Annotated in this window: 10 protein-coding genes; 3 read left to right on the forward strand and 7 right to left on the reverse strand. The window is 67.1% G+C overall.

The window, feature by feature from the left end; all coding sequences use genetic code 11:
• The first annotated feature begins 122 nt into the window (after positions 1–122).
• The gene (locus tag CH339_RS11410; protein WP_184443425.1) at positions 123–1,088 is read left to right on the forward strand and encodes a transporter substrate-binding domain-containing protein; all 966 of its coding nucleotides are present in this window, start codon (positions 123–125) and stop codon (positions 1,086–1,088) included.
• Here CH339_RS11410 and CH339_RS11415 read toward each other — a convergent pair.
• Complete coding sequence (locus tag CH339_RS11415) at positions 1,075–1,848, reverse strand: sterol desaturase family protein (RefSeq protein WP_244669136.1); 774 nt, start codon at positions 1,846–1,848, stop codon at positions 1,075–1,077. The two genes, CH339_RS11410 and CH339_RS11415, sit on opposite strands and share 14 nt — an antisense overlap.
• A 187-nt stretch (positions 1,849–2,035) precedes the next feature.
• Here CH339_RS11415 and CH339_RS11420 point away from each other — a divergent pair, with 187 nt between their 5' ends.
• Positions 2,036–2,683: an alpha/beta fold hydrolase gene (locus CH339_RS11420; RefSeq protein ID WP_111434490.1), complete on the forward strand. Its 648-nt coding sequence runs from the start codon at positions 2,036–2,038 to the stop codon at positions 2,681–2,683.
• Between the two features lie 162 nt (positions 2,684–2,845).
• On the opposite strand, the gene CH339_RS11425 is transcribed toward CH339_RS11420, so the two are convergent.
• The 5 genes from CH339_RS11425 to CH339_RS11445 all read right to left on the reverse strand — a co-directional run bounded on the left by CH339_RS11425 (position 2,846) and on the right by CH339_RS11445 (position 10,946).
• Entirely contained in the window at positions 2,846–6,376 is a 3,531-nt protein-coding gene (locus CH339_RS11425; RefSeq protein WP_111434491.1) for an efflux RND transporter permease subunit, read from the reverse strand.
• Entirely contained in the window at positions 6,373–7,710 is a 1,338-nt protein-coding gene (locus CH339_RS11430) for an efflux RND transporter periplasmic adaptor subunit (protein WP_111434492.1), read from the reverse strand. The genes CH339_RS11425 and CH339_RS11430 overlap by 4 nt, the downstream gene beginning before the upstream one ends.
• 112 nt (positions 7,711–7,822) lie before the next feature.
• On the reverse strand, positions 7,823–8,818 hold the full coding sequence (locus tag CH339_RS11435; RefSeq protein ID WP_111434493.1) for an Hsp33 family molecular chaperone: 996 nt from the start codon (positions 8,816–8,818) through the stop codon (positions 7,823–7,825).
• Positions 8,815–9,735, reverse strand: a complete 921-nt coding sequence (gene argF / locus CH339_RS11440) for an ornithine carbamoyltransferase (RefSeq protein WP_111434494.1) — start codon at positions 9,733–9,735, stop codon at positions 8,815–8,817. The genes CH339_RS11435 and argF overlap by 4 nt, the downstream gene beginning before the upstream one ends.
• Before the next feature lie 2 nt (positions 9,736–9,737).
• A complete protein-coding gene (locus CH339_RS11445; protein ID WP_111434495.1) occupies positions 9,738–10,946 on the reverse strand; it encodes an aspartate aminotransferase family protein in 1,209 nt (402 codons plus the stop codon).
• 468 nt (positions 10,947–11,414) lie between these two features.
• Between CH339_RS11445 and CH339_RS11450 the strand changes: the two genes are divergently transcribed.
• Positions 11,415–11,933, forward strand: coding sequence for a GcrA family cell cycle regulator (locus tag CH339_RS11450; protein ID WP_111434496.1), 519 nt, complete (start codon positions 11,415–11,417; stop codon positions 11,931–11,933).
• A gap of 132 nt (positions 11,934–12,065) precedes the next feature.
• On the opposite strand, the gene phoB is transcribed toward CH339_RS11450, so the two are convergent.
• A complete protein-coding gene (phoB, locus tag CH339_RS11455; protein ID WP_111434497.1) occupies positions 12,066–12,764 on the reverse strand; it encodes a phosphate regulon transcriptional regulator PhoB in 699 nt (232 codons plus the stop codon).

Consider the following 12,764-nt stretch of genomic DNA (forward strand, 5'->3'; position numbering starts at 1 on the left):
GCCCCTTCCCCCCGACACGGCGCTCCCGTAAAGTCGCGGCAAGGAACACCGATACTGGACAGAAGTAACGGTACCAGAATGCTACAACCCCTGCGACCGGATTTCGTGCATTGCGTGTAAAAATGCGACCCCTGTTCCTGTTTGCCGCGGCGTTTCTTGCGCTCGTTCCGGCCGTTGCGGGCGCCCCGGCCCGGGCGCAAACGCCGGCGGCGGAGACGCCGGCCGCGACCGAGGCGCCGGGGGCGGCGGACGGCGCGACGACGCCCGACGGGCAAAAGCCCGAGGAGCCGAAGCCGCTGGAGCCGCGCCCGCCCTTCGAAGCGACCGGTCCGGTCACGATCCCCAACTACTGGGACCCGCACAGCCGGCCGGAAAAGCCGGACGTGGCGATCCGCACCATCCGGTTCCTCACCAGCGACGGCTTTCCGCCGTTCAATTTCGTCTCCTCGGACGGCCGGCTCTCCGGCTTCAACGTGGAACTGGCCCGCGCCATCTGCGAGGTGCTGGAGGCCGAATGCACGATCCAGATGCGGCCCTTCGAGGAGCTGGAGACGGCGCTTGAGGAAGACCGGGGCGATGCCATCGTCGCCGGGCTCGCGATGACCGCGGAGAACCGCAAGGCGCTCGGCTTTTCCGATGTCTATCTGAGGCTTCCGGCGCGCTTCGTCGCGCGCCGCGACAGCGACCTCGAAGCGACGCCGGAAGGCCTTGCCGACAAGTGGGTGGCGACCGTCGCCAATACCGCCCACGAGGCGTTCCTGCATGCCTTCTTCAGCAACTCCCGGATCATCACCTATCCGGAACCGCAGGTCGCGCGCGATGCCTTGAAGGCCGGGGAGGTCGACGCGTTTTTCGGCAGCGCCCTGTCGCTCTCCTTCTGGCTCGCCGGCGATGCCGCCGACGGCTGCTGCGACTTCCTCGGCGGGGCCTATCTCGACCCGACCTATTTCGGCAGCGGGCTTTCCATCGCCGTTGCCCGCGACAACACGGCCTTGCGGGCCGCGCTCGACTACGCCCTCCACCGGGTGCACGAGGAAGGCCGCTACGGCGAACTCTACCTGCGCTATTTTCCCGTCAGCTTTTATTGAGGTCCGAAGGGTCCTTGCCGTTCGTCCGTCCGGTGTCGAAGGGCAGCATCAGGCACCACCAGAGGCCGCTCGCCGCCTTCGACTGATACTCGGCAAGGCCGATGGTCATGCCGAGATGGCCGGCTTCCGGCTGGGCGCGGTAGGTGCGGAACAGGCGGTCCCAGACGGAGAGATTGAAGCCGTAATTGGAATCCGTCTCGCGATGGATCACCGAATGGTGGACGCGGTGGAAGTCCGGCGTGACGACGATGCGCCTCAGGACCGCATCGACGGGGGCAGGAACGCGGACATTGCCGTGGTTGAACATCGCCATGGCGTTGAGCACCACCTCGAACAGGACGACGGCGCCGACCGGCGCGCCGATCGCCAGCACCACGACCATCTTCCAGAGCATGGACAACAGGATCTCCACGGGGTGGAAGCGCAGGGCCGTGGAGACGTCGATGTCGATGTCGGCGTGGTGCATGCGGTGCATGCGCCAGAGGATCGGGATCTTGTGGGCGGCGACGTGCTGCAGCCAGATGGCGAAGTCGAGGACGACGAAGGCAAGGACGAACTCGACGACGGTCGGCAGGGCGATCCGGTTGAGGAGGCCGTAGCCGTTCTCAGCCGCGTAGGCCGCCGTGCCGACGGCAAGCAGCGGCACGAGCAGGCGCAGCGTGAGGCTATCGATGACGACGACGGCGAGATTGGTGAGCCAGCGGTGCCGGCGGGTGTCGCGGCGCGGCCGGCGCGGCGCGGCGATCTCCCAGAGCGCCATCGCCGCAAAAACGGAGACGAAGGCGCCGATGCGCACGGTCGCCTCGCCGCCCGGGATCTGTTCCAGCACCGATGTCTCCCCTGTTGTCCGCGAGAAAGTATTTTCGAATTTGATGATATACCCTCGGTCGGGCAAAAGGCGACATTCAAAGGCTTTGACATCCATGTGAACAGGAAGGCTGCAAGCCATGCTCTTCGACGCGCCCGAGGGACCCGCAAAGGGCACGCTCGTTCTCGCCCATGGCGCCGGCGCCAATATGGAAACGCCGTTCATGGCGCGGATCGCGGCCGGCTGCGTGGCGCGCGGCATTGCCGTTGTCCGCTTCGAGTTCGGCTACATGGCGCAGCGCCGCGACGGCGGCAAGAAGCGACCGCCGCCGCGGGCCGACAAGTTGATCGGCGAGTTTTCCGACGCCCTTGCCGAAGTGCTCGCCCGCCTCGACCTGCCGGACGGGCCGGTCCTTATCGGCGGCAAATCGATGGGCGGCAGGGTCGCGGCGATGCTTGCCGGCACCGACGACCTGTCGCCACGGGTCAAGGGCGTTGCCTGCCTCGGCTATCCGTTCCATCCGCCCGGCAAGCCGGAGGCGTGGCGGCTGGCGCCCCTTGAGGAAGCGCGGCTGCCGGTGCTGGTCGCCCAGGGCGAGCGCGACACCTTCGGCACAAAGGCCGAGATCGAGGCCCTCGACCTTCCCGCCCATTGCCGGATCGTCTGGCTGTCGGACGGCAACCACGACCTCGCCCCGCGCGGCAAGGCCGAGGCGACGTGGACGGGCAATCTGGGTGAGACGGCCGAAGCGATTTCGGGGTTTGTGGAGGGTCTCGGCGGGGGCTGAGGGGTATTTGCGTTCAAGCGGCGTCGCGCATAACCCTCCGCCGTCATTGCGAGCGAGCGTAGCGAGTGCGGCAATCCAGGGGCGGCACGCTCCGAGCAAATTGCTCTGGATCGCCGCGTCGCCTACGGCTCCTCGCGATGACGACCGTTTGACTTGGGGAACCTACTCGGCCGGCAGGAAGCCGCGGCCGTCGCGGCGGCCGTAGAGGCCGCGGAGGCCCGTGCGCACGTCGCCGCCGATGCCGATCAGCGCCGGTACCAGGAACAGCACAAGCAGCGTCGCAACGGCAAGGCCGAAGACGATGGTGATGGCCATCGGCAAGAGGAACTGGGCCTGGATGTTCTGCTCGGTCATCAGCGGGGCAAGGCCGCCGATGGTGGTCAGCGAGGTCAACAGCACGGCGCGCAGGCGGTCGCGGCTGGCGCCGATGGCGGCGTGTTCCAGGTCGTCGCCGTCGCGGGCGCGCTCGTCGATGCGGCTGACCAGGATGATGGAGTCGTTGACCAAAATGCCGGCAAGGCCGAGCAGGCTGATCAGGCTCATCACCGTCAGCTTGAAGCCCATCAAATAGTGGCCGACGACGGCGCCGACGAGGCCGAACGGAATGATCAGCATGACCGCCAGGGGTCGCCAGTAGCTGGCGAAGATCCAGGCGAGGATGATGTAGATGACGCCGAGGGCGAGCAGGATGCCGATCTTGAGGTCCTCGAAGGCCTTCATGCGCTCCTCGGCGCGGCCGGAGAAGCGGTAGTTGATGCCGTAGCGATTGGTCAGCTCCGGCAGCGGCCCGGCATTCAGCTTGTCGATGATCTCCTGGTTGGAGGTGACGTCGAAATCGACGTCGGCCGTGACCGAGACGCTGGAGCGGCCGTCCTCGCGCTGGATGACCGAAAAGCCCTGGCGCTCGGTCATGTTCACGGCTTCCATCAGGGGCACGAAATCGCCGGCCGGCGTCCTCAGCTCCAGCGAGCGGAGCTGGGCATCGCCCTGTTCGCGCATCTTCTTGACGACGCGGATGATCACCTCCTCGTCGCCGATGCCGATGCGCCGGGCGATGGCGCCCTCAAAGGAATTGCGGATCTGGCGGCCGATATCCTCGATGGTGAAGCCGAGCGCCGCGCCGCGCGGGGTCAGCGTCATCACCAGTTCCGGCTTGCCGTAGGGCAGGTCGTCGGCGACGCCGGAGACGCCCGGGAAGCCGGACAGAAGGGTGATCGCCTCGTGCGCTGCCGCCTTCAGGGTCTCGGGCGGCCCGTCGACGAGCTGGATGTCGATGTCGCGGCCGGGCGGGCCGCCGCGGCGGGCATAGATGGCGAGCCGCTTGACGCCGACGATATCGGGCGCTCCCTCGCGCCAGGCCTTGATGATCTCAGGCGTTCGGATCGAACGGGCCTCGGACGGGGTGAGCTGGACGTCGACCTCGGCGACGTTGTCGCCGCGGGCGCGCCCGGCCTTGCCGAGGGTAACGAAGGAGGCGACGATCAGGTCTTCCTTGCCGCCGGTGAGCTGCTTTTCGGTCTTCAGCAGCGCCGCTTCCAGGTCGCGGATGCCGGCGATAGCCCGGTCCTCGGAGATGCCGGCGTTGAACTCGATGGTGCCGCGGATCACCTCCGCTTCCGGCGAGGGGAAAAAGACGAAGCCGACCCGGCCGCCGAAGACGAAGCCGTAGCCGAAGACGATCAACAGCGAGGCGGCGACGGCGATGGTCATGTAGCGCCAGTGATAGGCGGCCGTGACCATCTTGTTGAACGGGCCGTCGCGGAAGCGGCCGAACCCGGCATCGAAGGCCCGGCGGAAGCCGCGGCTGCCCTGCCCTTCGCGGCGGCGGCGGCGCCGGCCCATGGCCTGGAAGAAGGCCTCGATCAGCCCGGCGATGCCGAAGGCGCCGACGGCGACGAGCGCGGTCACGGCCCAGACCGGCACGGCGGCGCGCAACGCCGCCATGCCATGGCCGATGGCAACAGCAAGCGTGAGGGCGCCGTAGGCGAGCCACAGCAGGGCGAGGCTGACGGCGGAAAAGAACAGCCGGACGGCCTCGCCCATCATCGTCGCAATGCCGCCGGCGCCGTCGGTCAGGGCGGCCACGGCCTCGGCGAAATCCTTGTCGCTGGGACCGCCCGGCAGGGCAAGATCGGCGGGCAGCACGGTGATCGTGACGGCGATGATGAGCGCGATCAGGAACTGGCGCCAGAACGACCAGCGGCTCGACCTGCGGCGACCGAGGGAATGGGCGAGGTGTCCCGGCAGGACGAAGAAGCACTCGATGATGGACGCGATGATGACCGCGATCACCACCAGCGGCAGGGCGCCCATGATCTGGCCGACGGTGTCGCGGACGAGCAGGATCGGGGCGAAGGCGGCGATCGTCGTCAGGCTGGCGCCCATCACCGGCGTGATCATGTGGCCGGCGCCGAGTTCGGCCGCGGTCACCGGATCGTCGCCGAGGCTGGAGCGCGTCGCGGTGTGCTCGCCGACGACGATGGCGTCGTCGACGATGATGCCGAGCGTCATGATCAGCGCGAACAGCGAGATCATGTTGATGGTCTGGCCGCTGACATACATGAAGCCGATGGTCGCCATCATGGCGACGGGAATGCCGGCGGCGACCCAGAAGGCGATGCGGGCGTTGAGGAAGACGAAGAGGATGGCGACGACGACGATGAGGCCCTGGACGCCGTTGCGGAACAACAGTTCGATGCGGCCCTTCAGGCTGGTCGAGCGGTCGTCATAGACGGCGACCTTGAGGGTGCTCGGAAGGGTCGGACGCACCTCCTGAAGGTAGTCGTTGAGGATCCGGGCGGCGGTCAGCGTGTCGGTGGCGATGGAGCGCGACACGGTCAACTCGATCGCCGGCTCGCCGAAGGCAAAGCCGCGCAGGGCATCCTTGTCGAAGCTCTTCTCCACCTTGGCGATATCGCGCAGCAGAACCCGCTCGCCGGTCGGGAAGGTCTTGACGTTGATGCCGCTGAGGCCCTCCACGGTCTCGCCGCCGGTCTCGGCGCGGAGCTGCTTTTCGACGTCGCCCTCGACCTGGCCCGACGGCAGGTCGCGGGTGTTGCCGGAGAGCTTGGTCGCGACGTCGGAGACCGTCAGGCCGAGGCGGCGCAATTCGCGCTCCGGCACCTCGATGCGGAATTCCTCGTCGCGCATGCCGTTGAAGGTCACCTGGTCGACGCCGCGCTCGATGAGGTCGTCGCGCATGCGCTTGGCGAACGCCTTCATCGCCGCCTCGGAAAACGGCCCGGAGATCGACACCCGGGCGACCCGGTCGAACCATCGTCGGAAGCTGACCTTCGGGGTCTCGGAGTCCTCCGGCAGTGTGGTGACCTGGGCGATCGCCGATTCCACGTCCGACAGGGCCTTTTGCATGTCGGTGTGCTGGTCGAATTCCAGGATGATCGATCCCGATCCCTCGCGGGCCGAGGATTCGACATCCGTGACGCCGTCGAGGAAGCGCACCTCGGGCTCGATGGCGCCGAGGACGTTGGCCTCCACGTCCTCGGCGCTGGCGCCCGGCCAGGCAACGGTGATGGTGATGTTCTTGACCTCAAGGGTCGGGAAGAACTGGATCGGGATGCGGCCGAGCGCGAAGACGCCGGCCATCAGCATCAGGACCATCAGGAGGTTGGCGGCGTTGGGGTGCCGCACGAACAGCGACACCACGCCGGAGCGGTCATCGCGCGGCCAGTTCATCGCGCCGCAACGTCTTCATCGGCCGGTTTCGCCGTTCCCGGCTCGCGCACCCTCAGACCCTCGCCGACCTCGGCGATGCGGGTCGTCAGCACCCGTTCGCCGTCCTTGAGGTCGCCGGAGACGATCACCGAGCCGTTGTCATAGGCCTCGACCTTGACGGCGCGCTCGGCGAGACGGCCGTCGACGACGGCAAAGACGTGGTCGTTGCCGTAGACCGTGGTCTCCGGCAGGCGCGCCGTCGCCGGGAAGACGCGGCCGGGGACGGTGATCTCGACAAAGGCGCCGGGGCGCAGGTCGACCCGGGTCGCCTGTTGCGGGATGCGGGCAAAGACCTCGACGCCGCCGCGCTCCGGCGCGATCTCGGCGCCGACGCGGTCGATCACCGCGGTGAAGCGGACCGGCTCGCCGCCGACCTGCCAGACGACGTCGATCTCGCGCCCGACGACGGGCTCCCTGTCGAGGGCGATCTCGCCATATTGCCGGTCGGACAGCACGAAGCGCGCCTCGAGCCGGTCGTCCTCAAACATCGCAACGGCGAGGTCGTTGACGTTCAGGAGCCGGCCGGCCTCGACGTTCTCCGATGTCACGATGCCGTCGAACGGCGCCACCAGCTTCGTGTTGGCGAGGTTGCGCCGGGCCTGGGACAGCTTCCATTCCAGCCGCTTCAGGCTGACGGCCTGCTGCTCGACCTTGGCCTTTTCGATGTCGATGGTGTTGCGGCGCTGGTCGAGGGCCTGACGGCGCTGGGAGACGACCAGTTCGCGCTCGTCGAGGCCGCGCTGGGTGATGTTGCCGGACTTCAACAGGCTGCGGGCGCGCTCCAGATCCTTCTCGGCGAAGTCGAGCTGCTCGGCGTAGCGGGCGATGCTGCTTTCCTCCAGCGCCAGCCGAGCCCGGTTTTCGGCGAGCCGGGCCTTGGCCTCGGCAAGGTTGATGTCCGCTTCCGTGACGGCGCCTTCATATTCGAAACGGTCGATCTCGACGAGGGTCTCGCCCTTCTTGACGGACGCGCCGACGACCAAATTCGGCATCACGGAGACCACTTCGCCGGCGACAAGCGCCCGCAACTCGACGGTGCGGGCGGCGGCGAGCGTGCCGAACACCTGCAGCATCGGCCGGTTGGCGGCAAGCGCGACCGGCTCGGTATCGACGATATAGACCTGCTCGCGGGGCGGGCGCTGCGGCACGTCCGGCTTGGTGGCGACCAGCATGCCGGACAGCAAAATCGAGGCAGCGACGATGAGAACCGGCAGGAGGATCTGCGGGATCAGCCAGAGGCGACTGCGCTTTTTCAGCTCAGCCGTCTGGTGGACGTTGAGGTCTATCGGCTTCAACGTTCGGTCCTCGCCCGATCAAACATGGTTCCCGTCATATAGTGCATCAGCACAGCGACAAGTTAAATTCACGTAATATTAATTTACGCATATGGCCGCAGGGCGGCAAAAATCATGCGTCGCCGCCGACACCTTCAGGGTCGAAATGGTAGCGGGTCGAGCAGAATTCGCAGGTCACGACGATTTCGCCGTCGACCGTCATCTCGTCCCGCTCTTTAGCCGAAAAACCGCGCAGCACGGCCGCGACCTTTTCGCGCGAGCAGCCGCAGCGGTCGTTCAGCGCCAGCGGTTCGAAAACCCGCACGCCGCGTTCGTGGAACAGGCGGAAAAGGAGTTTTTCGGCGCCGATTTCCGGGTCCGTGAGCTCGTGATCCTCGACGGTTGCGACCAGCGACTGGGCCTCGACCCAGGCATCGTCCTCCGCCTCGCCATGCGGCTCGGTGCCCTCCGGCGCATCGCCGGGATCGAGGTCGCGGGCGCGGATGCGGTCTTCCGATTCCGGCAGGAACTGGACCATGACGCCGCCGGCACGCCAGCGGTGGCGGCGGGCGCCGTCCGGATCGCGGTCGACCATTTCGGCAACGGCAAGCCGGATGCGGGTCGGGATCTGTTCGGACTGGGCGAAATAGTCGTGGGCGGCGTCTTCCAGCGAGTTGCCGGCGAGCGCGACGATGCCCTGGTAGCGGTTCTGACCGGCGCCGGGGTCGATGGTCAGCGCCAGGTGCCCGGTGCCGAGAAGATCGGGGGGCGCCGCATGGCCTTCCGTCTCCGCCGCGGCGACGGCGTCGGCATCGAAGCGGGCATAGGCGCGCATGTCGGACGGCGTGGTGAAATCGACGACCAGAAGGCTGACCGGCCCGTCGCTCGACGTCTGCAGGATGAAGCGGCCGCGGAATTTTAGGGCACTGCCGAGCAGCGCCGTCAGCGCGATCGCCTCGCCGAGCAGGCGCGACACGGACGGCGGATAGTCATGGCGGCCGAGGACGGCATCGAGCAACGGCCCGAGCCGCACCACCCGGCCCCGCGCATCGAGCGGCTCGACGGCGTAGGGCAGGACGGTGTCGTCTCCGGCGAGCTGGAAGCCCGGGCCGGGAGCGGGATCGATCATTTTCCGAAGCACCAGGCAAGGACGCCCTTCTGGGCGTGCAGCCGGTTCTCCGCCTCGTCGAACACCACCGACTGGGGGCCGTCGATGACGTCGTCGGTGACCTCCTCGCCGCGGTGGGCCGGCAGGCAGTGCATGAAGATGGCGTTCGGATTGGCCGCATCCATCAGGCGCTGGTTGACCTGATAGGGCTTCAGGAGATTGTGGCGGCGCTCGCCCTCCTCGTCGCCCATCGAAACCCAGGTGTCGGTGACGACGCAATCGACGCCGTCGGCGGCCGTGAAGGGATCGCTGAGGACGTCGATGGAGGCGCCGGCGGCGCGCGTCTTTTCGACCAGCGCCGGGTCGGGTGCCAGCTCTTCCGGCACCGCAATGCGCAGTTCGAAGGCAAAGCGCTCGGCGGCGTGGATCCAGGAATTCAGAACGTTGTTGGCATCGCCCGACCACAGCACCTTCTTGCCGGTGATCGGCCCCAGATGCTCCTCGAAGGTCATGATGTCGGCCATGATCTGGCAGGGATGGGAATTGCGGGTGAGTCCGTTGATGACCGGCACGGTGGCGTATTGCGCGAGCTCGGTGAGGGCCTCGGTCTCCAGCACCCGGATCATGATGGCATCGACATAGCGCGACAGCACGCGGGCCGTATCGGCGATGGTCTCGCCGCGGCCGAGCTGCATCTCCTTGCCGGTCAGCATGATCGTTTCGCCGCCGAGCTGGCGCATGGCAACATCGAAGGAGACTCTGGTGCGGGTGGACTCCCGTTCGAACACCATGGCGAGGAATTTTCCGGCCAGCGGGCGATCGCCGGCGTCGCCGGCCTTCAGGCGATCCTTCATCGCCCTGCAGTCGTCGAGGATGCGGCGCAGCTCGGTCGCCGAAACGGCGTCGAGGTCGAGAAAGTGGCGGGCGTCTCCGTTCATGCTCATTCGGCGGCCCCCTTACGGTTTTCCGCGATCCGGGTCTCGATTTCGGTGGCCGCGGCATCGAGCCGGCCAATCGCTTCGTCGATCTCTTGTTCGGTGACGATGAGCGGCGGCAGCAGGCGCAGCACGTTGTCGCCGGCGCCGACGGTGAGAAGCTGGTGGTCGCGCGCGGCGGCAACGACGTCGGCCGGGGCGACGCGGCACTTGATGCCGAGCATCAGGCCCTCGCCGCGGATCGTCTCGAAGACCTCCGGGTGGCTGTCGACGAGACCGGCCAGTTTCTGTTTCAGGGTCAGACCGAGGCGGCTGACGCGCTCGATAAAGCCCGGCTCCAGGACGACGTCGAGGACGGCGTTGGCGACCGCCATGGCGAGCGGGTTGCCGCCATAGGTGGAGCCGTGGGTGCCGGTGGTCATGCCCTTTGCGGCCTCCTCCGTAGCCATGCAGGCGCCGACCGGAAAGCCGCCGCCGATGCCCTTGGCGGCGGCGAGGATGTCCGGCTCGATGCCGGCCCATTCATGGGCGAACAGGCGGCCGGTACGGCCGATGCCGCACTGGACCTCGTCGAGCACCAGGAGGATGCCGTTGTCGTCGCAGATCTCGCGGATGCGCTTCAGGTCGCCATGGGGAAGCGGGCGGATGCCGCCCTCGCCCTGGATCGGCTCGATGAGGACGCCGGCGGTCTCCGGGCCGATCGCGGCCTTCAGCGCCTCGATGTCGCCGAACGGCACCTGGTCGAAGCCCTCGACGCGCGGGCCGAAGCCTTCCAGATATTTCGCCTGGCCGCCGGCGGCAATCGCGCCGAGCGTGCGGCCGTGGAAGGCGCCCTCGAAGGTGATCAGCCGGTAGCGTTCCGGATTGCCGGTGACGAAGTGATAGCGGCGCGCGGTCTTGATCGCGCCCTCGATCGCCTCGCTGCCGGAATTGGTGAAGAAGACGCGGTCGGCGAAGCTCGCCGCACACAGGCGCTCGGCCAGGCGCTCCTGGTCCGGGATGCGGAAGACGTTGGAGACGTGCCAGAGCTTTTCCGCCTGGCCGGTCAGGGTGGCGACCAGATGCGGATGGGCGTGGCCGAGGCCGTTGACGGCGATGCCGGCGGCAAAATCCAGATAGCGGGTGCCGTCGGAACTTTCCAGCCAGACGCCCTCGCCTCTCTCGAATGTGAGATCGGCCCGCGCATAGGTGGGGTAAAGCGACGTATTCGACATGGGTCCCGTCCCGTGTGCCGAAAGCCTCGGCACCAACGTTTTAGGGCGCCGCGTTTCCGGTTGTCCGGTCGGCGCCCTTCGCGTTTCGGTAGGCGCGCGTATTGTCGCGGGCCGACCGGCTCCTAAAACAAAGAGTGCCGCCCAAATCGGCGGCACGGATTCAGAGTCTTTTAGAGCCGAATTCCGGTGTTGTGTCAATTGTCCGGCGTGTATACGCAATCAGCCGGAGTTGTTGAGCCGGGTTCGAATGATGGGGAAAACTCCTCGAAGGGCGGCGGCCATGGCAGCCGCAGACTTGCCAGAAATACACGCGATATAGTAGCTTTCGGTGAAATCGATACGATATCTCGTGCGGCGGACTTAAGTCTTTGGTTGTAGGGCGTTTCCCTTTCGCAGGCCTTGGGCCAGCGTGAGGCCGGGGAAGGAGTCCAACCGATCCGCCGCCGAAAATGAGACAGGAGAAGGCGGATGTCCTGGACTGACGAACGGGTTGAGTTGCTGAAAAAATTGTGGGCCGAGGGGTTGAGCGCCAGCCAGATCGCCTCGGAACTCGGCGGCATCACCCGAAATGCGGTAATCGGCAAGGTGCATCGCCTCGGGCTGTCCGGGCGCGGCAAGACCACGGCGCAGCAGCCGAAGGCACGCAAGCCCCGCACCACGAACACCGCGACGCCGGCGCGGCCACGGCCGACGCGCAGCGTCGGCAATACCGCGCTGAAGGCCGACTACGAGCCGGCTCCGAGCCCGGTAGTGGTCGCGCGTCCGTCACCGGTGCACGAGCTTGAGATTCCGCCGGAGGAGCGCGCGACGATCCTCAGCCTCAACGAACACCGCTGCAAGTGGCCGATCGGCGATCCGACCCGCGAGGATTTCTATTTCTGCGGCCGGCACAAGGAAGCCGGAAAGCCCTATTGCGACCACCATGCCAGCGTTGCCTACCAGCCGGTCGGCGACCGGCGGCGCGACAGGCGCCCGAACAAGGACTAGGCACCGGGCCCCGTCCTTCGGGTCCAGACCCGATACGAAAAACGCCGCCGGAGATTTCGGCGGCGTTTTTCGTGCGTGTCGTCTGTCCGGTCATGGTCGATTGGCTCAGCGGCCCCGTTCCGCGCGCTTTATTCAGCGGACGGGGGCGAACTGGTCGTTGAAGGCGTAGCCGGCGCCGCGCACGGTGCGGATCGGATCGCGCACCTTGCCGCGGTTGATCGCCTTGCGCAGGCGGCCGACATGGACGTCGACCGTGCGCTCGTCGACATAGACGTCGTGGCCCCAGACCCCGTCGAGGAGCTGTTCGCGGCTGAACACGCGCCCGGGCGACTGCATGAGGAATTCCAGCAGCCGGAATTCCGTCGGCCCGAGATGGATCTCGCGGCCCGACCGGCGCACCCGGTGGGTTTCCCGGTCGAGCTCCAGGTCGCCGGCCTGCAGGATCGTCGACATGATCTCCGGCTTGGTGCGGCGCAGGATCGCCCGCACGCGGGCCATCAGTTCGGGGATCGAGAACGGCTTGACCACATAGTCGTCGGCGCCGGTGGCAAGGCCACGGATGCGCTCGGCCTCCTCGCCGCGCGCCGTCAGCATGATGATCGGCAGTTGCCTTGTGTTTTCGCGGTTGCGCAGGCGCCGGCACAGCTCGATGCCGGAGATGCCCGGCAGCATCCAGTCGAGCAGCAGCAGGTCGGGCTGCGCCTCGCGCAGGCGGATTTCCGCCTCATCTCCGCGCGCACAGGTCTCGACCGAATATCCTTCCGATTCCAGATTGTACCGCAGCAGAAGGTTGAGCGCTTCCTCGTCTTCGACGATCAGAACCTTGGGCAT

The organism is Rhodobium orientis, from assembly GCF_003258835.1.
In the GTDB taxonomy this organism is placed as follows: Bacteria; Pseudomonadota; Alphaproteobacteria; order Rhizobiales; family Rhodobiaceae; genus Rhodobium; species Rhodobium orientis.